The following is a 24951-nucleotide window of genomic DNA, read 5'->3' as shown; positions in this document are numbered from 1 at the left end:
AGGGAGGAGAGATTCATGAACAAGGTCGTCGCAACCATGCAGTTCGCCTGTCAGCGGGAACGCGTGTCAGGGAGGGTATCCGGATGAGCAAGATCGTTGTCGCCACCACACAATTCGCTTGCAGCTGGGAGCTGGAGCGCAATCTGGACACAGCGGAGAGCCTGGTACGGGACGCCGCCGCCAGGGGGGCCAACCTGGTGCTGTTGCAGGAGCTCTTCGCCACCCCCTATTTCTGCATCGAGCAATACCACGGCCATCTGGCGCTGGCGGAGTCGTTCGAGCAGAGCCGGGTGTTGCGCCGCTTCTCGGCCCTGGCGCGGGAACTGGGGGTGGTGCTGCCCATCAGCTGGTTTGAGCGCGCGGGCAACGCCTGCTTCAACTCCCTGGCGATGGCGGATGCGGATGGTCGCCTGCTCGGGGTCTATCGCAAGACCCATATCCCGAACGCCATCGGCTATCAGGAGAAGGAGTATTTCAGCCCGGGGGACACGGGGTTTCGGGTCTGGGACACGGCCGCTGGCCGCATCGGGGTCGGCATCTGCTGGGATCAGTGGTTCCCGGAGGCGGCCCGCGCCATGGCGCTGCAGGGGGCCGAGCTGCTGCTCTATCCCACCGCCATCGGCTCGGAGCCGGGGGCAGAGGGGCTCGATTCCCGGGATCACTGGCAGCTGACCCAGCGCGGCCACGCCGCCGCCAACATCATGCCGGTGATCGCCGCCAACCGCATCGGACGCGAGGTGGCGACCCGGGATCCCGAGTTGCAGATGCGCTTCTATGGCTCCTCCTTCATCACGGATCACAAGGGGGCCCTGCTGGCCGAGGCGGACAGGGATACCCCGGGTGTGCTGGTACGGGAGCTGGATCTCGCCGCCATGGCCGAGGAGCGGCTGACCTGGGGCATCTACCGGGATCGTCGCCCCGAGATGTATGGCGCCTTGCTGAGCCTGGATGGGCAGAGCCATCGGGGAGGGCGTCCATCATGAGCCCACTCACCAAGATAGCCACGGCACTGGCCCTGCTGCTGGGTCTGGGGGCCCAGGCCGCAGAAGGGACGGGGGAGGCGACAGAGGAGAAGGTGCTGCGCCTCTACAACTGGTCCGATTATTTCGCCCCCGATACCCTGAGCGAATTCACCCGGGAGACCGGGATCCGGGTCATCTACGACGTGATGGACAGCAGCGAGACCCTGGAGGCCAAGCTGATGGCGGGTCGCAGCGGGTATGACCTCATCTTCCCGGGGGACACGGTGGCGGAGCGGCTGATGCGGGCGGGCAGCCTGCAGCCCCTTGACAAGGGCAAGCTGCAACACCTGGGGGACATAGACCCCGGCCTGGCGCGGTTGCAGCAGGCCTACCCCCATGCGAAGGAGGCCGTGGTGCCCTACACCTGGGGCACCATAGGGCTCACCTACAACGCGGACGCCATCCGGCAGAGGATGCCGGATGCCCCGGTCAGCAGCCTGGACATGCTGTTCAAGCCCGAGCTGGCGGCGAAATTTGCAGATTGCGGCATCTCGGTCATCGACTCCCCGGACGAGGTGCTGGCGGTGGTGCTGCACTATCTTGGGCGGGATCCCCGCAGCGGCATGGCGGACGATCTGGAGGCGGCCCTGGCCCTGCTCAAGGGGATCAAGCCCTATATCCGCAAGTTCCAGTCCCAGCCGGTAACCCAGCTGGTGAACGGGGATCTCTGCCTCTCCCTGGGCTACAGCGGCGACATGACCCAGGCCAGGCGCGCCGCCGCCGAGGCGGGCAAGCGGGTCGACTTCGAATACCGATTGCCGAAGGAGGGGAGCACCATCTGGATGGACACCATGGCGATCCCGGCGGATGCCCCCCATCCTGACTATGCCTATGCCTTTATCAACTTCGTGATGCGCCCGGCCAACATGGCGGCCATCACCAACAGCACCGGCTATCCGACTGCCAGTGCCAAGGCCAGACCCATGGTGGATGCCACCATGACGGCCAACCCGGATATCTACCTGGACGAGGCCAGCTACCAGCGGCTCATTCCGGGTCAGGATATAGCACAATCCCAGATGCGTGCCCGCATGCGAGCCTGGACTCGCTTCAAGAGCAGCCTCTGAACCCAGGAGTAGAACGATGTTTTCCCGACGCCACGTATTGAAACAGCTGGTTGCCCTTGGCGCCATTGCCGGGTTTGGCAGCCTGCCCGGTGCCCGCGCGGCCTTCGCCGCCGGCGAACCCGCCGCCGCCGCTCGCTACCACATGCCGGAGGAGTCCTCCCCCCAGGCCCTGGTGTGGGTGGCCTTCGGGGCCACCAGCGAGATCTGGGGTCGCCACTACAAGGAGGTGCAGGCCACCATAGGGCGGCTGGTGCAGGCCATGGTGCCCTACACCCGGGTCAACGTGCTCTGCCATGAGGATGACGAGGCGCTGGCGCGCCAGTTGTGCGGCGAGCGCAACACCCACTTCGTCCACGCCGAGATGGATGACATCTGGCTGCGGGATACCGGCGGCGTCTTCGTGCAGGACGAGCAGGGAGGGCTCGGGCTGGTGGACTTCAACTTCAACGGCTGGGGTGACAAGCAGGAGCACAGCCATGACGCCAGGGTCGCCGCCCTGGTGGGCCGGCAGACCGATGCCTATTACCTGCAGAGCGAGCTCATCGGTGAGGGGGGCGGCATCGAGGTGGACGGCAACGGCACCGCCATCATGACCGAGAGCAGCTGGATCAACAGCAACCGCAACCCCGGCCTCACCAAGGCGCAGGTGGAGGCAGAGCTCAAGGCCAACCTGGGGCTGCGCAAGATCATCTGGCTGCCGGGGATCAAGGGCCGTGACATCACGGATGCCCACGTGGACTTCTACGCCCGCTTCGTGCGCCCCGGGGTGGTGGTGATCAACATGGACAACGATCCCGACTCCTACGACTACAAGGTGACCCGCCAGCACCTCGCCATCCTGCAGCAGGCGACGGACGCCGACGGCAACAAGCTGGAGCTGCATCAGCTGCCGCCGCCCCTGGGCGGGCGGGACAACAAGTTCAGCCGCAGCCCGGACTTTGCCGCCGGTTACATCAACTACCTGCCCATCAACGGCGCCGTCATCGCTCCCCAGTTCGGGGATGCCAGGGCCGACCGCCATTGCCGGGATCTGCTGGCCCGCCTCTATCCGGGGCGCAAGATAGTGCAGATAGACATAGACCCTGTGGCCGCCGGGGGCGGCGGCATCCACTGCATCACCCTCCATCAACCTGCCTGATCTCCCGCGCAGGCCGCCTCTGGCGGTGTGACGCAGGACAAGGGGCGCCTCGGCGCCCCTTGTCCTTGCTGGCGTTCCATGGCGCCTCGCTCAGATCCCCGTCATGCCGATCTCGTCGAGCTGGACATGAGGGGGTTGGCGCAGGGTGTAGAGCACGGCCTCGGCCAGATCCTCCACCTGCAGCCAGCCGGGCTTGCGATCGCCCGGACAGGCCGGGGGCGGCACCTGCACCAGTCCGGGGCAGAGGGTGTGGACCCGGACGCCCTGGTGTTGCACCTCTTCCCGCAGTGCCCGGGCGAACCCCAGGACCGCAAACTTGGCGGCGCAGTAGACACTGGCCCTGGCATAGCCGTGCCTGGCGGCCTGGGAGGCGATGTTGATGACGGTGCCGTGGCGGTTTGCCAGCATGTCCGGCAGGCAGGCCCGGGTCAGCAGGAAGGTGCCCTTGGCACAGGTATCCATCACCCTGTCCCACTCCGATTCCGGCAGATCCTGCACCAGGTGGTCGCTGCCGACCCCGCTGTTGTTGATGAGCAGATCGACGGGGCCGAGCCGCTCCCGGATCCGGGCATGGCCATCCCGCACCTGATCGCCGTCGCACACATCCAGCGCCAGTGCCATGACTCGCACCCCGTATCGCACCTCCAGTCTGGTCGCTTCCTGCTCCAGCAGCCCCAGACGGCGGGAAGCCAGGATCAGCTCCACCCCCTGGCTGGCCAGGGCCTCGGCGATGGCCAGTCCGATGCCGCTGGCGCCGCCGCTGATGAGGGCCCGTGTTGCTCTCAGTTCGTTCATCTTGTCTTCTCCTCCAATGGTGCAGGCATTGTGGCGGGCGCCTTCGGCAGGGAACAGGGGAGGGGAAGGAGTGATTCGAACCCTGGTTCGTGTTTTGGCGTTCCGGTTCGAACTTTGGTTCTAAACGCCGCGACCGGCCGTTGGTTCGATTAGCCGTAAGGGGTAATCGGACGTTCGCGTAAATCAATTCTCCCGCTATAACAGCCATCCATATTTCCCTGCTGACAGATGCCGCTGATTCATGGACACACCGGACAACGGCATCTCGATCGTCCGATTACGCTTCGTTAATCGAACCTGCATGGGACGGTAATAAACAGAAGAGCCGCCCTGGGGCGGCTCTTTGCATCGGGGATGAATGAATCGTCACGGCGCCTTGGGCGGTTCCACCAGAGCGCTCGCCGGTTGGTCATCTTCCTTGATCCAGGCATCCAGCAGGGTGTAGCCCACCGCCAGCACCACGGGGCCGATGAAGAGACCGATGATCCCCAGTGCCAGCAGGCCGCCGATGACCCCCACCAGAATGAGGATCAGCGGCAGGTCGGCCCCGCGCTTGATGAGGAAGGGGCGCAGGAAGTTGTCCATGGTGCCCGCCAGCAGGGACCAGACCAGCAGGAAGGTGCCCCAGGTGGTGTCCCCGCTCCAGTAGAGGTAGCCGACGCTGGCCAGCAGCACCGGGAAGGGGCCTATCTGGGCGACGATCAGCAGGAACATCAGCACCACCAGCACCATGACATAGGGAATGCCGGCGATGAGCAGGCCCAGGCCCGCCACCGAGGATTGCACCAGGGCGGTCACCACCACCCCCATGGCGACGGCACGGATGGCCTGGGAGGCGAGCACCACCGCATTGTCACCGCGTTGGCCCGCCAGACGGTGGGCGAAGCGGCGAATTCCTTCTGCCGCCTTCTCCCCCGAGTGGTAGAGCAGGCCGCAGATGGCCACGGTCAGCAGGAAGTGGACGAACAGCAGGCCGAGGTTGCCCGCCTGGGCCGCCAGCCAGCGAGCGGTCTGGCCGAAGTAGGGGGCCAGCTTGGTGAACAGCACCTGGCCGCCGCTCGCGAGGATCTGCTGCCAAAACTCATAGAGCTTGTCGCCCACCAGGGGCACTTGCTGCAACCAGAGCAGCTCGGGGGGCGGGGATTGGCTGAGCTCGGTGCCCAGCTCGATGAGCATGGGGGCCTTCTCCGCCACGTTGGCCAGCGTCATGAAGAGGGGAATGACGAAGATGAGCAGCAAGATGCTGGTCATCAGCAACGCCGCCAGGGTGCGCTTGCCCCACAGCAGGCGCTGGGCCATCTGCATCAGGGGCCAGGTGGCGATGGTGATCATGGTCGACCACACCAGGGCGGGCAGGAAGGGGCGCAAGACCATGAAGCACGAGATGATGAGCAGGCTGAGGAACAGCAAGCCCAGGGTGATCTTGGCCAAATCCACTTTTTTCATATTCATGGCATTCCCTTAACGAGGGGTTGAGCGCCCGGTTCGGGCACCGTGACGGATAGCGGACAACGACCACCAGAGCCCGGCGCTGAGCCAGAACCCCAGGCAGCCAAAGAGCCACCCTTGTCCCGCGAGGATCAGCAGAGAGCTGCTGGTGAGCGCGGGCACCAGGAACAGGAGCCCTGCCACGACCAGTCCCCCTGCCAGGGTCAGCAGCGCGGCGGGCAGGGCGGGGGTGGGGCTCCGTTCGAGTGATAGCAGATTACCCGATACCAGCCCCAGGGTGAACATGGCAAGCCCGGCCAGGGCGGTGGACTGGGTGAGCCAGGCCGAGAGGGCGCTGGCGATGAGCAGCCCGGCCCAGGGGAGCGGGCGTGCCGCCAGCTTCGCCAGCGGGGCGCGCAGTGCCAGCAGCAGGGTCCCCAGAGCAAGGCCGGCCACCACATCCGAGAGGAAGTGGACCCCCAGCCAGACCCGGGCCAGCCCGGCCACGCCGGCCAGCAACAGGGCCAGCAGGGCCCCCTGCCAGGCCCGCAGCGCCGGCAGCCAGCCAAGCAGCAGGCCCCAGTAGAGGAGGGTCGAGGCGGCGTGGCCGCTCGGCATGCCAAAGCCCTGGGCACTCTGGCGGGCCAGCTCGGGTTGCAGGTGGAAGGGCCTGGGCCAGCCGATGCCCGCCTTGAGCAGGTTCACCACCAGGGTGAGCAGCACCATGGCAAACAGCAGGTGGCGCAGCCTGGACCAGCCGAGCAGGGGCAGCAGCAAGGGCAGCAGCGCCAGCTGGAAGGGGGCCGAGCCCAGCAGATTGCCCGCCCTTGGCCAGAGCACATCCGGCCCGAGCCATTGTTGCAGGCGCTGGATCAGCGGCAACTCGGCGCGGTGCAGCGCACTGGCCGCGTCGCTGAAATCCGTCACCCACAGCACCTGGCTCTCGGGCACCTCGGCCAGCCTCGGGGCTATCCAGTCGAGCTGCGCCGGGAAGCGACGCTGGTCAGGGGGCAGGTCGGCGACCGCGATCAGCCTGGCGTTCAGGATCTCGCCACCGAGATCCGGGGCCTGGAGCAGGGAGACAAACCCCGTCCCCCGCTGGACCCGCAGGGGCTCCAGGGTCTGGCAGGCGAACACCCTGGCCCGTTGCCAGCGCCCCAGCTCGCCGGTGACGCGACCCTGCAGGCCGGTCTCCTCGAACAGCTCGCGCAGGGCCGCCTGCTCCGGGGTCTCCCCCCTGTCGATGTAACCGCCGCTCAGGCTGTAGCGCGAGGAGAGCCTGTCCTGCACCAGCAGGATCCCTTGCTGGTGGCGGATCACGCAGGCGGCCGCAGAGGGAGGGGATTCGGCGCGGGAGGCGGGCAGGGCACCGCCCAGCAACAGCAGCAGGCAGAAGACGACTCGAAACATGATGACACCCAGGGGCAAGGAGTGGGGACAAGGGTCACAGAAATCAGACGGCCGGGCAATGGCTTGCAGGGGGCACCGACCCTGTCGGGGACGCAAGGATTGCCGTCTGCGCGGGCAGTCCCTAGTATTGGCGGCTATTGTTCTTCTCATTCACTACATTGTGGGGCTCTTCATGCGACAGTTCGGTTTCTTTCTGGGGATTGCCATCGGCGTCATCCTGATACTGTTTGGCAGCATCGTCATCTTCCAGGCCCTGCCTGCGGCGCTGGACGTGCTGGAGATGCCGAGCCGGATCCCCTTCGTGCGCGAGGTGTACACCTGGCTGATGAGCAGCGCCAACGGGCTCACCGCCCAGCTGGAGCAGAACTTTCTGGAGGCATTCCAGACGGTGCTCAAGCTGATCCTGCTCATCACCTTCATGTGGGTCTGCGTCAAGCTGGTCAACATGGGGGTGCTGATCATCCGGGCCGGCGTCGACCTTATCCGCACCGCCATCGAGCACAGCGAAGAGAAGGGTGCCAAGCCCACCGAGCAGGACCGCCATTTCTGATCTTCCCCTGCCACGTGTCAGATAAACAACAGGCCATCATGTGATGGCCTGTTTTTATGGTGGCATGACGCTTAAAAAAGTCAGTTAAGCAGTTTTTCCAGCTCCGCTTCGGCATCCGCCCTGGCCTGATCGCTCAGGGTGCCGGAGGTCGCTTCCCGCTTCTCGCCCTGTTGCTGCACCGCCTTGGCTGCTTGCTGCTGTGCACTGGTCGCGGCACTGATGGTCGCTGCGCTGCTGGCGGCTTGTTGCTGCACTGTAGTGGTGGCGCTGCTGACGGCCTGCTTGGCGCTGTCGCTCACCGCCTTGGCGGCTTGCTGCTGCGCACTGGTCGCGGTACTGATGGTTGCGGCACTGCTGGCGGCCTGTTTGGCGGTGTCACTCACCGCCTTGGCGGCTTGTTGCTGCACTGTGGTCGCGGCACTGATGGTCGCTGCGCTGCTGACGGCCTGCTTGGTGGTGTCGCTCACCGCCTTTTCGGCTTGCTGCTGCGCCGTGGTCGCGGCACTGATGGTCGCTGCGCTGCTGACGGCCTGCTTGGCGTTGTCGCTCACCGCCTTGGTCGCGTGCTGCTGCGTTGTGGTTGCGGCACTGATGGTCGCTGCGCTGCTGGCGGCCTGCTTGGCGCTGTCGCTCACTGCCTTGGCGGCTTGTTGCTGCGCTGTGGTTGCGGCACTGATGGTCGCTGCACTGCTGACGGCCTGCTTGGCGCTGTCGTTCACCGCCTTGGCGGCTTGCTGCTGCGCCGTGGTGGCGGCGCTGATGGTGGTGGCGCTGCTGGCAGCCTGCTTGGCGCTGTCGCTCACCGCCTTGGTGGCTTGTTGCTGCGCCGTGGTTGCGGCACTGCCGATCACCTGTCTGGTGGAGTCGGACAGGGCCTTGCTGGCGCTCTGTTGCAGTCCCCCCATCATGGTGCCCAGCAGAGAACTGCCAGCGCCCGTGAGCCCCTGACCGGCACCGGTCAGGGCCGTGGCGGCCGGGGTGGCCTGGGACTGCCAGCCCTGCATGGCGCTGGGCCAGGTCGGGGTGGCGGCCGTCAGGTTTTCCCCGAAGACCTGGGTCGCCCCGTCACCTTTTTGCACCATGACGGCGAGCTGGTTGGTGTCGGCGTTCCAGACCATGCCGGCCTGCTTGGCCACGTCCGGCACCGGGGCGTAGCGGGAGACCACGTAAAAGAGCGGCCCCTCCTGTTGCAGCTCGTCGGCGGTCTTGAGCAGCTGCATGGTGCTCTCGTAGTTGGGCCCCAGCATGGCGGTCATTCTGTCCTTGATCAGCGGCTGCTCGAACAGGTTGGCCTCGTTCGGATCGAAACCGACCAGCGGCTTGAGCAGGGCCCACATCAGCTGGCTGGTGGGGCTCATCATCAGCAGGGGGGCGACACAGGCGGACAACATCAGGCTCAGGCAGGCAGCCTTGAGCAACGGCATGATACGCATTGACAACATATCCAGTTAATTATCTGATTATTAAGGGTTATTCATTACCACATCCCGGCGATGCCGGTGGGGGCCCACGGCAGAGCCCTGACAGGCCTTTGCGGGCGCAGGCAGGCTATCATATTGCTTCCGGAATGCCAGATGAGCCGATATTTATTGGTCAAGTCGAGGGCTCTGCTGGTCGCTTTACACTTTCACTCCCCCGTGACAGGAATTCCCATGATCCGTTGTGCAGGTTGTCTGCTGGCCCTTGGCTGGCTCTTCCCCGCGTTGGCCGCCCCGGCGTCCAACACCCTCAGCCACTCGGTGGGCACCGAGCTGGTGCTGCCCCTTGGTTCGCTGCCCGAGCGGGTGTGCTGGTATCAGGATCAGAAATACTCCCAGGGGGCCCGTATCCAGCAGGGGGAGCTCTGGCTGGAGTGCGCGCCGCAACAGGCGATGGAGACCAATGGTCCCCTGATCTGGCGAGAGGTGACGACGCCGTCACAGAGTGGTGAACCGGAGGGCAACCAGCGGACGATCCGGGTGGGCCAGTGAGCCTTTTCTTGATCCAGCTACAGACACGGGCGTGATCTCTATCGCATAATGCGGCTCTTTCTTCTCTTGACTGGGATCTAAGCAATGGCTCGTCGCTCTTCCAATGCACAACGTCGTCGCAGTAGCTGGTGGTACAAACGCTTGTTGGCAAGGGAGCGGGAAGAGCGCGAAGCGCGTTCCGTCCGGGATTGATACCGCATTGAAAAACGGAGCCTCGGGCTCCGTTTTTATTGGTGACTAAAAGTGCATTACCACAGACAGGTTTATTACCACAGGTGGACAATGGTGCCGCTCTGCCAGTGCACAACGTCGTTGCCGCCGTGAGCTGGCGGTACAAACCCTTGTTGGCAAGGGAGCGGGAAGAGCGCGAGGGCGCTGCGTCCGGGATGGATACGGCATGGAAGAACGGAGCCTCGGGCTCCGTTTTTATTGGTGACTAAAAGTGCATTACCACAGACAGGTTTATTACCACAGGTGGATAATGGTGCCGCTCTGCCAGTGCACAACGTCGTTGCCGCCGTGAGCTGGCGGTACAAACCCTTGTTGGCAAAGGAGGGAAGCGCGCGAGGGCGCAGTGTCCGGGATGGATACGACATGGAAGAACGGAGCCTCGGGCTCCGTTTTTATTGCTGACTAGAAGTGCATTACCACAGACAGGTTGATTACCACAGGTGGATAATGGTGCCGCGCTGCCAGTGCTCAACGTCGTTGCCGCCGTGAGCTGGCGGTACAACCCCTTCATTCAGCAAAGACCGTCATGCGAGAACGGGGGCCATCAGGCCCCCGTTTTGCTTTTGCAGAGGTTGGCTGCCTGCGACTCAGCGCTGCAGGGCGGCCAGGGCCAGCTCGACCCGCTTGGCGTACTCGGGGTCGGCCTGCTCGAAGTGCCTGAGCTGGGCCGCGACGATGGCGTCATCCTCCACATTGATGAGGGAGCGGGCCAGGTTGGCGGCGAGGCGGGCGCGCTGTCCCTCGTCCATCAGGCGGAAGAGATCCCCCGGCTGGCTGTAGTAGTCGCTGTCGTAGTCACGAAAATCGTAGTGCAGGGCAGCCCCTTCCAGACTCAGGGCCGGTTCGTGCTGCTCGCTCGGCTGCTGGGTGCCGAAGCGGTTTGGCTGGTAGTTGGGGCTGGCGCCACCGTTGCTGTCCGCCCGCATGGCGCCGTCGCGGTGGGCGCCGTGGTGGAACGGGCAGCGCGGGGCGTTGACCGGCAGCAGGCCGTGGTTGACGCCGAGGCGGTAGCGCTGAGTGTCACCGTAGGAGAACAGGCGACCCTGCAACATGCGATCCGGCGAGAAGCCGATGCCGGGCACCACGTTGGCCGGGGTGAAGGCGGCCTGCTCCACGTGGGCGAAGTAGTTGTCCGGGTTCTGGTTGAGCTCCAGCACGCCCACCGGGATGAGCGGGTAGTCCTTGTGGGGCCACACCTTGGTGAGATCGAACGGGTGGATCGAGTAGGTCTGGGCCTCGGCCTCTGGCATCACCTGCACATAGACCTTCCAGCGCGGGAAGTCCCCCCGCTCGATGGCGTTGAACAGATCTGCCTGGCTGGTCTCTCTGTCCTGACCGACGGCGGTGGCCGCCTCTTCATCGGTGTAGAAGCTGTGGCCCTGCTCGGTCTTGAAGTGGAACTTGACCCAGAAGCGCTCGTTGGCGTCGTTGATGAAGCTGAAGGTGTGGCTGCCGTAGCCGTTCATCTCCCGCAGGCTCCTGGGAATGCCGCGATCACTGAACAGTATGGTGACCTGGTGCAGGGATTCCGGGTGGCGTGACCAGAAGTCCCAGGCGGCGGTGGCGCTGCGCAGGTTGGTGCGGGGATCCCGCTTCTGGGTGTGGATGAAGTCAGGGAATTTCAGGGGATCGCGGATGAAGAACACCGGGGTGTTGTTGCCCACCAGATCCCAGTTGCCCTGCTCGGTGTAGAACTTGAGGGCGAAGCCGCGCACGTCGCGCTCTGCGTCGGCGGCGCCCTTCTCGCCGGCCACGGTGGAGAAGCGCAGGAACACCGGGGTCTGCTTGCCGACGGCGTTGAACAGGTCAGCCTTGCTGAAGGCGCTGATGTTGTGAGTCACGGTGAAGGTGCCGTAGGCGCCCGAGCCCTTGGCGTGCACCACCCGCTCGGGAATGCGCTCGCGGTCGAAGTGGGCGAGTTTCTCCATCAACCAGATGTCTTGCATCAGGACGGGGCCGCGGGGGCCGGCGGTGAGGCTGTTGTTGTTGTCGACGACGGGGGCGCCGTTGGCGCTGCGCAGGGTCTTGTCGGTCATGGCGGGTCTCCTTGTGATGAGTCGCCAGACTAGGTGAAGTAGGGGAGCGGCTCCAATGGAGTGTGCCTAACCCTTTGATTGGTTTCGCTGATGGGGGTGGAAACAGACGCCAGCATTGCGGCAAGATGGGATTCAGCCAATCAGGAGGTCTCATGTCCATCACCATTCGCCGCGCCGGGCCGGAAGATGCCGCCGCCCTGCGGGATCTTCACGCCATGCCCCATGCCCAGGCGGGCACCCTGCAACTTCCCTTCCCCTCCCTGCAGCAGTGGGAGCAGAAGCTGACCCCGAGGGATGGCATCTACAGCCTGCTGGCGGAGTGGGAGGGGGAGGTGGCGGGCGCGCTGGTCCTGATGGTGGAGCCTGCCCCCCGCCGCCGCCACGTGGCGAGCATCGGCATGGCGGTACACGATGACTGGGCCGGGCGCGGGGTGGGCACTGCCCTGATGCAGGCTGCGCTGGATCTGGCGGACAACTGGCTCGGCTTGACGCGGGTGGAGCTGACGGTCTGGGCCGACAATCAGGCAGCCCTGGCCCTCTATCGCAAGGCGGGCTTTGTGGAGGAGGGCGTTGCCCGGGATTACGGCCTGCGTCATGGGGTGCTGGTGGATGCCCTCTACATGGCCAGGGTGCGCCGATGATCGACTATCGCGAGCGCCTGACGCCGGTGCTGCGGGCACTGGAGCAGGATCCGGATCTCTCCATCGAGGCGCTGGCGAGTCGCGCCTGCCTCTCCCTCTACCACTTCCACCGGGTGTTCACCGCCGTGGTGGGGGAGGCCCCCGGCGAGATGTGCCGCCGCCTGCGGATGCAGCGGGCGGCCTGGCAGCTCTGCTACACCGATGCCAGCGTCACCGCCATCGCTCTGGGGGCGGGACTTGGCAGCTCCCAGGCTTTCGCCAAGGCGTTTCGCCGTCACTATGGTTGCACCCCAGGGGCGTTTCGCCGCGACAAGGGCAAGAACGGACACCTGGATCGCAAGGAAGGACACGCATGGCAAGGGGCACTCCCTTATGCTGAAGGCCACTCATCAGCAAGGAGCAACACCATGAACACCGTCGAGATGGACGCCCGCACCCTGGCCTATATCCGCGTGACCGGCCCCTATGGCGAAGGGTATGACGCCGTCTGCCATCGCCTTCACCAGTGGGCCGCGCCCCGTGGCCTGGAAGGAGGAGAGTGGATCTTCATCTACCACGACAACCCCGAGGTGACGCCGCCGGCCCAGTGCCGCACCGACATCGGCATCAGCGTACCGGTGGGGACCCAGGGCTCGGGAGAGGTGGAAATTCAGCTCATCCCCGCCGGGCGCTACGCCCAGTCCCGCTATCTCATCACGGATCGCAGCCAGTACGGAGAGCGCTGGCAGGAGCACATCGGCGATATCGTCGCGGCCGGGCTCGCCTTTGGGGACGGCCCCTGCTTCGAGCTCTATCACAGCGTGAGCAATGACCCGCTGCGGGATGACGTGAGCTTCTGCTCCAGCGTGCGCTAGGCAGGCGGCAATAAAACGAGGCGCCCAAGGGCGCCTCGTTCAATTTGGGGTCCATGACCACCGCAGATATCAGGACTGGCTGGGCACCTTGTTGCGGCGGGACTTCCACCACCAGCGCAGGCGGATCTGGGAGATGAGCATCCCCGCCAGCATCAGGGCACAGCCGACCACGGCCCGTTCGTCCAGATGTTCCCCCAGCAGCAAGACACCGCCGATGGCGGCGAACACCGTCTCCAGGCTGAGGATGATGGCGGCGTGGGCCGGATGGGCACCGCGCTGCCCCACCACCTGCAGGGTATAGCCGATGCCGACCGAGACCAGACCGGCGTAGAGCAGCGCCTGCCAGCCCGCCACGGCACCACTCGCCGTCGGGGTCTCGATGACGAAGGCAGTGGCCAGGCTGAGCAGACCGCACACCACGAACTGCACCCCGGCAAGACGAATGGGGGCGACCCGGTTCGAGTAGTGATCCAGCACCAGCAGATGCACGGCCCAGAACAGGGCCCCGATCACTTGCAGCAGATCGCCGTAGCCGATGGTGAACTCCTCGGTGACGCTGAGGTAGTAGAGCCCGGCCATGGCGATGAGGGCGCCTACCCAGGTGTTGGCCCCGGTCTTGTGGCGCAGGGCCAGGCCGATGACGGGGACCAGGATGATGTAGAGGCCGGTGATGAAGCCCGCCTTGGCGGCCGTGGTGTAGAGCAGCCCCACCTGTTGCAGGGAGGCGGCGGAAAAGAGCACGGTGCCGGCGATGAGGCCCCCGGTCAGCAGCAGGCGGTGATCACCGGTAGGCTGGGGCGGCTGGCGTGACTTGAGCCACCACAAGAGCGGCAGCAGGGAGAGGGCGCCCAGCAGGAAGCGCAGGCCGTTGAAGGTGAAGGGCCCCATGTGATCCATCCCCAGACGCTGGGCGACGAAGCCCAGCCCCCAGATGGCGGCGGCCATCAATAACATCATGTTTGAACGCATACGGAATCATCCCTGAGAAAGAGTCTCGGCGGCACTCGGGCCCCGCCATTACGATACCTGCGAGAAGGGGCGTTTGTCGTCAGCCATTTGTTGCCGGGCGAGTGCAGGATCAGCGGCTGGCCAGCTTGGCGAGCAGGGGCAGCAGGGCGAGCAGTAGCAGGTTGCCCCTAAGGATCCAGATCACCCAGAACTGCTGCTGGGTGGAGACAAGGGGAGCCCGTCCCTGGCGCAAGGATCGGCGCCAGTGGTGGAACAGCCGGCTGGGGTAGCCAAAGCTGATGGCCATGGCGAAGAACATCAGCAGCTTGGTGCGGTAACCCGGATTGGCAAACAGGATGGCCGGTGGCTGGGGATGGGCGACCACCAGCAGCACGCCCGTGATGAAGATGAGCAGCAGGGCCAGGGCGGCCAGGCTGTCAGCCAGCAGCAGCTTGCGCACCTGCTCGATGGACATGCCGCGCCGGAACAGGAAATACTCCGAGGTGATGGCACCGGTCAGGGTGATCACGGCGCAGTAATGGAGGGCAGTCAGCAGTTCCGGTTTCAACATCCAGGCCAGTTCCTTCTCGTTGGCCACCTGATGCGCTTCCCTTTGGACGCCATCAGGTGGGGCTGATATTCTGACACTACACGATGTCAGGGGATAGCATGGAGTCAGGGTTGGATAAGCGAGCAGTCTCCAAAAAGACCTGGTCCCTGGTGGCACGGATGCGCCTGGGCCTGCTTCTGCTCTTCATTCCCGTCCTGATGCTGGGCGCCATCTACTACTTGCACATGGAGCGCAGCCTGCAGCGAGAGCTGCAACAGCGCCTGCTCGCCACCAATCACCAGTTGCGCCACGTCTTCATCGAACCCTACCTGAACGAGATGGAGCGTCAGTTCTCCCTCATCTACGACCAGGTCAAGGTGGAGGACATCAGCGGCCCCCGTCTGCGCAACACCGACTCCTATCTCAGGGAGTGGCGTCTCTACAAGGGGGTGATGGCGGATCTCATCTACATCTATGTGGGCACCGCCGAGCGCCAGATGCTGATCTACCCCGAATGGCAGGCGGATGCGGACTTCGATCCCAGGGTGCGCCCCTGGTATCAGCTGGCCAGCCAGCATGTGGGCAAGATGGTCTGGACCGAACCCTACTACGACTACACCAACGGCACGCTGGTGATCGCCCTGGCGCGGGCCATCACCGACAAGGAGGGCAAGGTGCAGGGGGTCTTCGCGGTGGATGCCATCCTGGCCCCCTTCTCCGCCCAGCTGAACCGGCAGTGGAACAGCGGCTACCAGATGATCGTCAACCAGTCGGGCAAGGTGCTGGCCCACCCCGATCCCTCACAACTGCTCAAGCCCATGACCCACCCGACCTGGCTCTCCCGCTTCAGCGGAGAGGACGGCATCTTCCTGGATCAGGCGTCTCGCCAGTTCGTGGCCTACAGCCGCCTGCCTGACCACAACTGGGTGCTGATCAGCGTGTTGCCCGCCTCCAGCATCCAGGCGGTGGTGGCGAGCGCCTCCCTCAACGTGCTCGGGATCATCGTGCTGGCCAGCGTGCTCTACATGGTGCTGGCACTGATCTGGTCCCGTTATTTCAGGCGGATGCTGGACGAGATCTCCACCGTGATCCGGGCCAGCCGGACCCAGCCTGACGAGGTGCACCAGGGGGGGATGCGCGAGCTCAGGCACGTCTATGCCGAGCTGGCGGAGGTGAGCAAGGATTATCACGAGGTGCGCCAGCAGGCGAACCTCGACAAGCTGACCGGCCTTTACAACCGGCGCTTCTTCGACGAGCGATTGAATCGGCTGCTGCTCGATCAGGACAGCTTCTGCCTGGCCATGATCGATCTGGACGGTTTCAAACGGATCAATGACACCTATGGTCACCAGACCGGGGACGTGGTGCTCAAGCGGGTGGCCAGCTTTGGCGCCAAGCTGCTGGGGGATCATGGCTGGGTATGCCGCTATGGCGGGGAAGAGCTGGTGGTGCTGTTCGCCAATCCGGATATCCACTTCTGCCAGATGCTGCTGGAGCAGTACAGGATTGGGGTGGCCTCCCTGCACTGGCGTGAACCCGGTCTTGGGATCACCTTCAGCGGCGGCCTGGTGGCGAGTGCCCCCGGGCTTGGGGCCAGGAGCCTGCTGACCATGGTCGATGCCGAGGTCTATCGCGCCAAGGGTGACGGCAAGAATCGCATCTACATGGTGGATCCCCTGGCTCCCCGGGACGACTCGCCCTCAGGGGATGGCATGTTGAGCAAAGAAGAGGCCTGAGGGCCTCTTCTTCATTGCGCGGATCAAGGGTGCAACTGCCAGGTCCAGAGGGGCCAGCCCAGCTCCTCGGCGCACTGGCGCAGGGCGGGGGCCGGATTGACCGCATGGGGATGGCTCACCGCCCGCAGCATGGGCAGATCGTTGTGGGAATCGCTGTAGCCGAAGCTCCCCTGCCAGAGGTGTTCCTTTCCGGCAAAGAGCTGGTTGATGCGGGCCACCTTGCCTTCGCGAAAGCTCAGGGTGCCGCGGGTCTGGCCGGTCAGCATGCCGGCTTCCTCGTCGAGCAGGATGGCCACGCAGTGATCCATCCCCAGCATCTGCGCCATGGGGGCCACCAGATGCTCGCCGGAGGCGGAGATGAGCACCAGCTCGTCGCCACGCTGGCGGTGCCACTCGATGCGGGCCAGCCCCTCGGGGTAGAGGCGCTCCCGCAGCACCTGTTCGGCAAAGCGGGTGCAGAGGGAGTCGAGCCACTGGCGCGTCCTGCCTGCCAGCGGTTGCAGGGTGAAGGCCATGTACTGGTGCATGTCCATCTTGCCCTGATGGTAGAGGGACATCATGGCCTGCTCCTCGGCCACCATACCCGCCGGGGCCAGCTCCTGGGCCACCATGTACTCCAGCCAGAGGCTGGCGGAATCCCCCGCTATCAGGGTCTCGTCCAGATCAAACAGTGCCAGGGCCATGGCTGCTCCTCGGGTTGGCTGCCAGCATCGGGGTACTGGCTGAAAAATGAATGGGATTCATGGCGTTATGCTACCTCACAGAGTTGATCCCGGGCCACCACCAGGGTCACGGCGCTGCCCACCGGCAGCAGATCGCCGGCACGGCGGTTGAGGCAATCCACCGTCAACAGCCCCGCCTCGCACTCCACCTGATAGCGGATGACGTTGCCGAGCAGCTGCTGCTGGCGAACGATGCCGGGCAGGCTGGGCTCGTGGCTGGTCGCCCCTGCGGGCAGCAGGGTGATGGACTCCGGCCGCAGCGCCAGCTTGCCGCGAAAGCGCGGGCCGAACAGGGATTTGGCCTGCTCGCCACCCAGCAGGTTGTAGTTGCCGATAAAGCCCGCCACGAACTCACTGGCGGGACGGGTATAGATCTGCTCCGGCGTGCCGCTCTGCACGATGGAGCCCTTGTTCATCAGGAAGATCCTGTCCGACAGGGTCAACGCCTCCTCCTGATCGTGGGTCACGAAGATGGTGGTGAGCTCGAGGCGCTGCTGGATCTCGCGGATCTGCTGGCGCAGGCTGCGGCGGATGCGGGCATCCAGCGCCGAGAGCGGCTCATCCAGCAGCAGGATCCGCGGTTGCACCACCAGCGCCCGGGCCAGCGCCACTCGCTGGCGCTGGCCGCCGGAGAGTTCGCCCGGATAACGTCGCTCGAAGCCGGTCAGCTCCACCAGCGCCAGCGCCTCCTGCACGCTGGCGGCGAGATCCCGCCCCGGCTGGGGCTTCATCTTGAGGCCGAAGGCGACGTTGTCCCACACCGTCATGTTGGGGAAGAGCGCATAGCTCTGGAACACCATGCCGATGCCCCGCTTCTGGGGTTCCTGCCAGGTGATGTCCTCACCGGCCACCCGCACCTGACCACCATCCACCGGGGTGAGACCGGCCAGGGCCCGCAGCAGGGTGGACTTGCCACAGCCGGAGGGGCCGAGCAGGGTCACCAGCTCCCCCTTGCGGATGCCGAATTCAATCCCCTCGAACACCTTGGTGTCGCCGTAGGATTTGTGCAGTTGATTCACTTCTAGATGGAACATGTTGATTCACCGATGAAATCTGTTGGCTGCCCAGGTGAGCAGCAGGGTCAGCAGGAAGTAGCTCATCACCAGGGCGCTGGTGAAGTGGCCCGAAGTCGCACGCATGTTGTAGAGGTAGACCTGCAGGGTTTCGTAACGGGTGCCCACCAGCATGTTGGCAAACACGAACTCGCCGAGCAGGAAGGAGAGGGAGAGAAACAGCGCCGCCAGCAGCCCCTTGCGCAGGCAGGGGATCACCACCAGCAGGAAGGCGCGGGCACTGCTGGCCCCCAGCAGGTGAGCGGCATCCATCAGATCTTTCAGCGGCACCCCCTGCAGGCTGTTGGCCAGCGCCCGGTACATGAAGGGGAGCACCACGGTGAACCAGGTGCCGATCAGGATCCAGGGTGTACCGATGATGGGCAGGACGCCGTCGGCGTAAATCTGCAGCAAGCCCACCGAGGAGACCACGGGCGGCACCGCGAAGGGGAGCAGGATCAAGAGGTTCATCCAGGGATCCAGTCTGGGGAAGTAGTAGGCCACCACCAGCACGGTGGGCACCAGCACCAGGGTCCCCAGCAGCAGGGTGGCGAAGCAGACCAGGAGGCTTCGGCCAAAGGCCGCCAGAAAGCGCGGGTCGCCCCAGAGCTTGAGATACCAGTCGAGGGTGAAGCCGTCCGGCAGCAGGGTCGCCCCCCAGCGAGTGGAGATGGAGTAGAGAAAGGTGGCCAGCAGCGGCAGCAGCAGGGTGGCGACCAGCGCCCCCAGCACCCATCTGGGCCAGCGCGGCGTCAAATCATGCATGGGATTGCCCCTTGTTCACATAGCTCTTTTTCAGCAACCACTGGTTGGCGGCCGTCACCACCCCCAGCAGCACCATCAGGATCACCGCCAGCGCCGCCGCGAGATTCGGCTCGAGGAAGATGTCGCCGGAGACCAGACTGGCCACCCGGATGGTCACCAGGTTGAAGTTGCCGGTGGTGAGGGCGTAGGCGGAGGCATAGGCCCCCACCGCGTTGGCAAACAGGATGATCAGGGTGCCGAGCAGGGCGGGGGTGAGCACCGGCAGCGCCACGTGCCACACATACTGGCGCTTGCTGGCACCGAGCAGGGCGGCGGCCTGGGGCCACTCATCCTGCAGGGCGTCGAATGCCGGGTAGAGCAGCAGCAGGGCGAGCGGGATCTGGAAGTAGGTGTAAATCAGGATAAGACCGCTGCCCGAATAGAGGTTGAAGCCATCGATGAGGCCCCAGGATTTGAGCAGCAGGGTCACCGCGCCATTGATGCCGAGCACGATGATGAAGGCGAACGCCAGCGGCACGCCGCTGAAGTTGCCCGTCATGGTGACGAAGGCCAGCAGCACCCGCTTGACCCGCTCGCCGCTGTGGCGCAGCGCCGCCGCCCCGAGGGTGCCGATGGCGAGCCCCGCCAGGCTGGCGATGCCGGCGATGCGCAAGGAGTTGCCGAAGGATTGCAGGTAGAAGGGGGAGCCCAAAATCTCCCGGTAGTGGTCGAGACCCCAGCCATCAGGGGTCTGGACGCTGCCCACCAGCACCCACACCATGGGGGCGAGCTGGAACAGGACCATCAAGAGGACAAAGGGCAGCAGCACCAGGGCCGGCAGCCAGTGGCGGCGCACCCGGCGTGGCTTCACCTGTTGATCCGCGAGGATCTCGGTGGTGGCAGGCATCATCAGTGCACCTCGCGCATAAAGGCCGCCTTGAGCAGCGGGGGGGCTGCCGGCTTGTCGTGGGGAACCCCCAGCAGATCTGCCATCAGGGCGCAGAGCTGGGTCTGGGCGATCACTACCCCATCCGGCCAGCGCTCGACGAAGGCATCGCCAAAGAGCCAGAGTGGCACGGTGCGCTCCTCGGCCAGGGTGCCGCCATGGCTGAGATCGTTGTTCATGCCGTGATCCGAGGTGATCATCACCTGATACCCCTCTGCCAGCCACTGGGGCAGCAGCTCGGCCAGCAGGCTGTCCATGCGGCGAGCCTGATTGCGGTACTGGCGGGAATCGAGGCCGAACTGGTGGCCCGCATCGTCCACCCCCATGGGGTGGATCAGCAGAAAATCGGGGTCGTACTGGCTGCGCAGCCACTCGCCGTCCATCAGCAGATGGCTGTCGGGGTAGCCGTCATCCCAGTAGAAGCAGCCGTGCTGGATGGGCAGTTGCTCGTCGTGAGTAAAGCGATCGCGGGCCGCCAGCCAGGGGCTCTGGTTGTAGAGTTCGCTCACCCAATGGTAGGCCGCCGCTGCGGTGCGTTTGCCGCCGGCCCGGGCCAGATGGAAGATGGCGTCGTGTTGGCTCAGGCGCGTCACCCCGTTGTGGGTGATGCCGCTCGCCACCGGCGGCACGCCGGTCAGGATGCACTCGTAGAGAGGGCGGGAGAGGGAGGGCAGGGCGGCACTCAGGGTCGTATGCAGGCCGCGCTCTGCCTCCACCATGCCACAGAGGTAGCCCATGCAATGGGCTACCTCTGCTGCCAGGCCATCCACAAGTACCACTATCACCTTGTGTTGCACTGGCCGCTCCTTACTGCATGTTGATCATGACGGTTTCCTGCCACTGGCGCGGCAGGGCCTTGGAGCTCTGCTCCCAGGCGGCGTGATCCTGCACCGGCTTGGCGTTGGCATACTGCTCGGCCGGCAGCAGTTTGGCCTTGACGTCATCCGGCAGGGTCACGTTGCTGCGAATGGGGCGGGCGTAGCCACGGGCCAGGTTGATTTGACCTGCATCGGAGAGGATGTATTCCCGCGCCAGCTTGGCGGCGTTGGGGTTCTTGGCCCACTTGTTGATGATGGTGGTGTAGCCGGCGATGACGGAGCCGTCGCTCGGGATCACCACATCAAACTTCTTGGGGTCGATCTGGTCGCGGTAGTTGAGGGCGTTGAAGTCCCACAGCACCCCCACTTCCACTTCGCCTTTCTCGATGTTGGCGATGGTCGGGTCGTTCAGCGACAGACGGCCCTGCTTGGCCAGCTTGCCGAACAGATCCAGGGCGGGCTTGAGGTTCTTCTCGCTGCCGCCGGTGGCATAGGCCGCCGCCAGCACGCCGTTGTTGGCCTGGGAGGCGACGCCCACGTCACCCAGGGTCACCTTGTAGTCGCCACCCAGCAGGGATTGCCAGCTGGTGGGGGCGGCCTTGACCAGATCCTTGTTGATCAGGAAGGCGATGGTGCCGGTATAGGCCAGCATCCAGTGGCCGTCCGCATCCTTGGCCCAGTTGGGAATGTCGGCCCAGGTGGAGGGTTTGTAGGGCTGGGTGACCCCCTGCTTGACCGCCACCGGGCCGAAGGCGCCGCCCACGTCGCCGATGTCGGCGGTGGCGTTGGCCTTCTCGGCGGCGAACTTGGCGATCTCCTGGGCGGAGCTCATGTCGGTATCCTGATGCTTGATGCCGTAGATGCTGCCGAGCTGCTGCCAGGTATCCTTCCAGTTGGCCCAGCTGTCCGGCATGCCGACGCTCTGGAGCTGGCCCTCACCGCGGGCGGCTTTTTCGAGATCCGCGATGTTCTCGGCGGCAAACAGCGGTTGACTGATGGCCACCAGGGCCAGTGCACTTGCGATCACGCTTTTCATCATCCCATCCCTCTGGACTAGGTCAGTTAAGGTTCGAGAGGGATGCTAGAGGGGAAATATGACGGTGGCGGGGCGCTTTGATGGCAGTTTCGTGACAATCGCCCTGTCATGGCGCTGTCATCAGGGGCGGTTACAACTCGGGGTCGACAACCTCTGGTCTACTCCAGTGGTGTGCAAACCCGAATGACCGACAGGGATGTGACAGTGACAGAGCGATTGAGTGAACAGGGGATGGCCGATGGCCGCATACCCTCCAAGTGCGAACAGATTTGCCGGACCCTGCGCCGCTATATCGGCAGCGGACACCTGGCGGCGGGGCAGCAGCTGCCCGCCGAACGGGCGCTGAGCGAGCGCTTCGCCACCACCCGCATCACCATCAAGGAGGCACTCTCCAGCCTCGAGGCGGACGGCCTCATCTACCGGGCCGAGCGGCGCGGCTGGTTCGTGGCGCCGCCTCGCCTCACCTACGATCCCGCCATCCACACCCACTTTCACCAGTGGATTGGCGAACAGCAGCGCACCGCCGAGACCCGGGTGCTGGCCCATGGCAACCAGCTTGCCAGCAGCGAGTTGTGCCGCTGGATGGGTCTGGAACCCTTTACGCCGCTCTACGAGATCCACCGCCAGCGGCTGATCGACGGTCGCCCTGTGCTCCACGTCAGCCATCACCTGCTGGCGAGCCGCTTCCCCGGCATCGCCAGCGCTCCCCTGGCCAGCTCCCTCACCGAGCTTTACCGGCAGCGCTATGGCATAGGCCAGGGCTGGGCGAGCCTCGAGATCACCCTGTCGGCGGCACGGGGAGAGATAGCCCGCGCCCTCAACCTGGCCCAGGGGAGCGCCGTGCTGCGGTTGGTGCGGGTCAATCATGACGAGGAGGGGAAGCTGGTGGATTGCGACATCGAGCACTGGCGACCGGATGCCATCCGCATCTGCCTGGATACCCGGGCACTGCAACCGCTCACCACCGGCGCGCGGCAGGTGCAACTGGCAGAGTAGCGGCGTTCTGGCGCCCTGACGGGGCGGATCCCGCAGGATCCACCGGGATCAGTTGTCGATGTTGGGGATCAGATCGTCGAAGCTCTGGTAGCCGCAGTCCGCCAGTTGCAGGGACATGGTGTAGGTCTTGCTGCCCTCCCGCTGGCCGATGGCGGGGCGGTTGAGCTTGAGCTCCTGATGCCAGTACTCCTTCATGCGATCGATCAGCGCCATGGCCTCGCTTTCCCCCAGATGGAGCTGGCACAGCGCCATGTAGTTGTTGGGCCTGTGCATGTTCTCCACCAGATAGTCCCCCAGCACCGACATGGCCTGGCGCGCCTGCTGGCGGGCGAAGCGGCTGTGCTGCTCGAAGCTGATGCGCTCGCTGATGAGGAAGTGGTAGCTGTTGTCGATGCCAAGCTGCAGGATGCCGAGCTTCTCCAGCTTGCGCAGATAGAGGTAGCAGGAGGCATCGGTCAGGCCGTACTCCCGCTTGAGATCGATAAGGGTCTTGTCGCGCCAGAAGATGTTGGCGAGGAAGGCATAGAGCCCCGGCTCCTTGTGAAACGCCTCGTCCTGCTCCTGGGTAAAGACGGCCCGGCGGCTCTGGGCATCCTGGGTCCGGTCCAGCAGCTCTTCGAAGGAGAGTCCCACCAGATGGCAAATCTCCAGCAGGGTGTCGAACGGCAGGGAGGGCTTGTTCATCATGCGCTTCACGGTGGCGATGGAAACCCCCATGGCTTCTGCCAGGGTCTGATAGCGGATCCCCTTGTCGGTCAGGGTTTTCTTCAGGGTGTCGAGGATGTGATTGGCCAGTGTCTGGCTGTAGGTCATGCAACTATTCCTTTATCTGCATTTTTAGTCGTGTCAGAAATTGAGTGGTTTGTCTGTATCGGGCTCAAATTTTGACACCTAGAAAAACCAGAGGAGGGTAACCCGGTGATAATGGCGGAAATGGCCTGACCAGTTGTGGTGCAAGGTGGCAGAAAATGACACTCGGTGGTGCATATCCTTCAACCTTTCAACATTTTGCTGGTGATGCATATTACATCGCACATAATTCAACACGAATCGGATTCAATACCTTCCTGGTTGAGAAAACGATTGTTTGCTTCCAATTTAAGGGTTTTTTTAACCGCAAGGTTTTATTCTTTCCTGGCATTGAGCGGAACTCGCAAGAGGTCCGCTTTTTTTCTTTTCTCCGAATCTGAGCCCGTCGTCAAGAATGGGGCGCAGTTTTGGTACTTCCTGCGCCACCGACCCCGGAAGGCAGTCCTTTATTCCCCCTGACCGGCAAACAGCTTGGGGATCTCCCGCACCAGCCAGCTCTTGGCCTTGCCCATGGTGTCTCGCCGCCAGGCCAGCACGACCTGGATCTGGTGGCGATATTCGGGACTGATCACCTTGAGTCTGCCCGCCTTGATGTCCTCTTCAATCCAGCGTTGCGGCATGGTGCCGATGCCGAGCCCCGCCAGCAGGGCGTCCCGCTTCTCCCCCATGGTGCTGACGGTCAGGCGCGGCTGCTTGTCGAGCAGGCGGTAGGTGAGCACCGGCTTGCGCAGCGCCGTGTCGGCCACCGCGATGGCGCGATAGCGGCGCAGGGTCTCGTCCGCCAGGGGCTCGGGTTCCTGATGCAGGGGGTGATCGGGGTGGGCGACGTAGAGCATCACCTCCTCCCTGAGCACCTGGTGCTTGATGCCGGTCATGGCGATATCGGCATTGAGGGAGGAGATGAGCAGGTCGGCGCGGCCATCTTCCAGGCACTCCCAACTGCCCGCCAGCACCTCGGCGCGAAACCTCAGCCGGGTATCGGTCTGTTCGGCCAGCCGATCCACCAGGGGGTAGAGAGCCTGTACCGGCATCAAGGCATCGACGGCGATGGTGATGTCGGTCTCCCAGCCACGGGAGAGGGCCCGGGTCTCCCCCACCAGGTGCTCGGCCGCCTCCAGCAGCACCCGGCCCCGCTCCAGCAGCATGCGGCCCGCCGGGGTGAACTTGGTCCTGTGGCCGCTGCGGTCGAACAGCATGGCGTCCAGCTCGTCTTCCAGCTTTTGTACCGTGTAGCTCAGCGCCGAAGGCACCTTGCCCAGCTCGTCGGCCGCCGCCGCGAAGCTGCCACGACGGTCGATGGCGTCCAGCACCCGGATCGCCTCCAGGGTCAGCGCCCGCTCCTTGTTCGATTCCTTGGCCATATCCAACCTTCAATTTTTTTGAATGTGTTTACCAGATTATCTCGCTAACAACTTAGGGGAAGTCACTTTAATATTCAATCAACGCTTAGG

At 64.5% G+C, this 24951-nt stretch carries 24 protein-coding genes; 9 read left to right on the top strand and 15 right to left on the bottom strand.

Features of this window, described 5'->3' with window-relative positions; all coding sequences use genetic code 11:
- Positions 1-83: 83 nt before the first annotated feature.
- From aguB to AB5Y47_RS03055, 3 genes are read left to right on the top strand one after another with little or no spacing between them, the layout of a single operon-like run.
- The gene (aguB, locus tag AB5Y47_RS03065) at positions 84-983 is read left to right on the top strand and encodes an N-carbamoylputrescine amidase (protein ID WP_368219805.1); all 900 of its coding nucleotides are present in this window, start codon (positions 84-86) and stop codon (positions 981-983) included.
- Positions 980-2089, top strand: coding sequence for an extracellular solute-binding protein (locus AB5Y47_RS03060; RefSeq protein ID WP_368219803.1), 1110 nt, complete (start codon positions 980-982; stop codon positions 2087-2089). Before aguB ends, AB5Y47_RS03060 begins: the two co-directional genes overlap by 4 nt.
- Positions 2090-2105: 16 nt before the next feature.
- Complete coding sequence (locus tag AB5Y47_RS03055) at positions 2106-3227, top strand: agmatine/peptidylarginine deiminase (protein ID WP_368219801.1); 1122 nt, start codon at positions 2106-2108, stop codon at positions 3225-3227.
- A 90-nt stretch (positions 3228-3317) separates the two neighbouring features.
- On the opposite strand, the gene AB5Y47_RS03050 is transcribed toward AB5Y47_RS03055, so the two are convergent.
- The 3 genes from AB5Y47_RS03050 to AB5Y47_RS03040 all read right to left on the bottom strand — a co-directional run bounded on the left by AB5Y47_RS03050 (position 3318) and on the right by AB5Y47_RS03040 (position 6860).
- Positions 3318-4022: an SDR family oxidoreductase gene (locus AB5Y47_RS03050; RefSeq protein ID WP_368219800.1), complete on the bottom strand. Its 705-nt coding sequence runs from the start codon at positions 4020-4022 to the stop codon at positions 3318-3320.
- 366 nt (positions 4023-4388) lie between these two features.
- Positions 4389-5474, bottom strand: a complete 1086-nt coding sequence (gene ydiK, locus AB5Y47_RS03045) for an AI-2E family transporter YdiK (protein WP_161646895.1) — start codon at positions 5472-5474, stop codon at positions 4389-4391.
- Between the two features lie 9 nt (positions 5475-5483).
- Positions 5484-6860 carry a phosphatase PAP2 family protein gene (locus AB5Y47_RS03040; protein WP_368219799.1) on the bottom strand — a complete coding sequence of 459 codons (1377 nt, stop codon included), beginning with the start codon at positions 6858-6860 and terminating at the stop codon, positions 5484-5486.
- Between the two features lie 172 nt (positions 6861-7032).
- On the opposite strand from AB5Y47_RS03040, the gene AB5Y47_RS03035 reads away from it, so the two are divergent.
- Positions 7033-7410, top strand: a complete 378-nt coding sequence (locus tag AB5Y47_RS03035) for a hypothetical protein (RefSeq protein ID WP_010675931.1) — start codon at positions 7033-7035, stop codon at positions 7408-7410.
- A gap of 80 nt (positions 7411-7490) precedes the next feature.
- Here the strand turns inward: AB5Y47_RS03035 and AB5Y47_RS03030 are convergent, their stop codons facing one another.
- Positions 7491-8843 (bottom strand): hypothetical protein, encoded by a 1353-nt coding sequence (locus tag AB5Y47_RS03030; protein WP_368219798.1) that lies wholly within the window; start codon positions 8841-8843, stop codon positions 7491-7493.
- 219 nt (positions 8844-9062) lie between these two features.
- Here AB5Y47_RS03030 and AB5Y47_RS03025 point away from each other — a divergent pair, with 219 nt between their 5' ends.
- Complete coding sequence (locus AB5Y47_RS03025; protein ID WP_039040821.1) at positions 9063-9380, top strand: DUF1496 domain-containing protein; 318 nt, start codon at positions 9063-9065, stop codon at positions 9378-9380.
- Positions 9381-10198: 818 nt separating this feature from the next.
- On the opposite strand, the gene AB5Y47_RS03020 is transcribed toward AB5Y47_RS03025, so the two are convergent.
- Complete coding sequence (locus AB5Y47_RS03020) at positions 10199-11647, bottom strand: catalase (RefSeq protein ID WP_368219796.1); 1449 nt, start codon at positions 11645-11647, stop codon at positions 10199-10201.
- Positions 11648-11799: 152 nt separating this feature from the next.
- Between AB5Y47_RS03020 and AB5Y47_RS03015 the strand changes: the two genes are divergently transcribed.
- Both AB5Y47_RS03015 and AB5Y47_RS03010 read left to right on the top strand, forming a co-directional pair.
- A complete protein-coding gene (locus AB5Y47_RS03015; protein ID WP_010675925.1) occupies positions 11800-12288 on the top strand; it encodes a GNAT family N-acetyltransferase in 489 nt (162 codons plus the stop codon).
- A complete protein-coding gene (locus AB5Y47_RS03010) occupies positions 12285-13142 on the top strand; it encodes a helix-turn-helix domain-containing protein (RefSeq protein WP_319873117.1) in 858 nt (285 codons plus the stop codon). Before AB5Y47_RS03015 ends, AB5Y47_RS03010 begins: the two co-directional genes overlap by 4 nt.
- A 69-nt stretch (positions 13143-13211) precedes the next feature.
- On the opposite strand, the gene AB5Y47_RS03005 is transcribed toward AB5Y47_RS03010, so the two are convergent.
- The gene (locus tag AB5Y47_RS03005) at positions 13212-14111 is read right to left on the bottom strand and encodes a DMT family transporter (protein WP_368219794.1); all 900 of its coding nucleotides are present in this window, start codon (positions 14109-14111) and stop codon (positions 13212-13214) included.
- Between the two features lie 109 nt (positions 14112-14220).
- The gene (locus AB5Y47_RS03000) at positions 14221-14661 is read right to left on the bottom strand and encodes a DUF2214 family protein (RefSeq protein ID WP_029314852.1); all 441 of its coding nucleotides are present in this window, start codon (positions 14659-14661) and stop codon (positions 14221-14223) included.
- Between the two features lie 110 nt (positions 14662-14771).
- Between AB5Y47_RS03000 and AB5Y47_RS02995 the strand changes: the two genes are divergently transcribed.
- Positions 14772-16376 carry a diguanylate cyclase gene (locus AB5Y47_RS02995; RefSeq protein WP_368219792.1) on the top strand — a complete coding sequence of 535 codons (1605 nt, stop codon included), beginning with the start codon at positions 14772-14774 and terminating at the stop codon, positions 16374-16376.
- Between the two features lie 23 nt (positions 16377-16399).
- Here the strand turns inward: AB5Y47_RS02995 and AB5Y47_RS02990 are convergent, their stop codons facing one another.
- From AB5Y47_RS02990 to AB5Y47_RS02965, 6 genes are all read right to left on the bottom strand, one after another.
- Positions 16400-17059: an HAD family phosphatase gene (locus tag AB5Y47_RS02990; protein ID WP_041214057.1), complete on the bottom strand. Its 660-nt coding sequence runs from the start codon at positions 17057-17059 to the stop codon at positions 16400-16402.
- A 65-nt stretch (positions 17060-17124) separates the two neighbouring features.
- Complete coding sequence (locus tag AB5Y47_RS02985) at positions 17125-18132, bottom strand: ABC transporter ATP-binding protein (RefSeq protein ID WP_323948057.1); 1008 nt, start codon at positions 18130-18132, stop codon at positions 17125-17127.
- A gap of 6 nt (positions 18133-18138) precedes the next feature.
- Complete coding sequence (locus AB5Y47_RS02980) at positions 18139-18915, bottom strand: ABC transporter permease (RefSeq protein WP_039040132.1); 777 nt, start codon at positions 18913-18915, stop codon at positions 18139-18141.
- Positions 18908-19804: an ABC transporter permease gene (locus AB5Y47_RS02975; RefSeq protein ID WP_368219791.1), complete on the bottom strand. Its 897-nt coding sequence runs from the start codon at positions 19802-19804 to the stop codon at positions 18908-18910. Before AB5Y47_RS02975 ends, AB5Y47_RS02980 begins: the two co-directional genes overlap by 8 nt.
- A complete protein-coding gene (locus AB5Y47_RS02970; protein ID WP_368219790.1) occupies positions 19804-20637 on the bottom strand; it encodes an alkaline phosphatase family protein in 834 nt (277 codons plus the stop codon). The genes AB5Y47_RS02975 and AB5Y47_RS02970 overlap by 1 nt, the downstream gene beginning before the upstream one ends.
- A gap of 10 nt (positions 20638-20647) precedes the next feature.
- Positions 20648-21694 carry an ABC transporter substrate-binding protein gene (locus AB5Y47_RS02965; protein WP_010675915.1) on the bottom strand — a complete coding sequence of 349 codons (1047 nt, stop codon included), beginning with the start codon at positions 21692-21694 and terminating at the stop codon, positions 20648-20650.
- 183 nt (positions 21695-21877) lie between these two features.
- Here AB5Y47_RS02965 and AB5Y47_RS02960 point away from each other — a divergent pair, with 183 nt between their 5' ends.
- On the top strand, positions 21878-22690 hold the full coding sequence (locus AB5Y47_RS02960; RefSeq protein WP_368219789.1) for a UTRA domain-containing protein: 813 nt from the start codon (positions 21878-21880) through the stop codon (positions 22688-22690).
- A gap of 48 nt (positions 22691-22738) precedes the next feature.
- On the opposite strand, the gene AB5Y47_RS02955 is transcribed toward AB5Y47_RS02960, so the two are convergent.
- Together AB5Y47_RS02955 and AB5Y47_RS02950 are read right to left on the bottom strand one after the other, a co-directional pair.
- Positions 22739-23503: a helix-turn-helix transcriptional regulator gene (locus AB5Y47_RS02955; protein WP_010675913.1), complete on the bottom strand. Its 765-nt coding sequence runs from the start codon at positions 23501-23503 to the stop codon at positions 22739-22741.
- Between the two features lie 443 nt (positions 23504-23946).
- Entirely contained in the window at positions 23947-24861 is a 915-nt protein-coding gene (locus AB5Y47_RS02950) for a LysR family transcriptional regulator (protein ID WP_010675912.1), read from the bottom strand.
- Positions 24862-24951 lie beyond the last annotated feature (90 nt).

The organism is Aeromonas sp. R7-2, assembly GCF_040908105.1.
Lineage (GTDB): Bacteria > Pseudomonadota > Gammaproteobacteria > Enterobacterales > Aeromonadaceae > Aeromonas > Aeromonas caviae.
The sequence above is the reverse complement of the archived record's forward strand: the minus strand, read 5'-3'. Positions and strand labels throughout refer to the sequence as shown.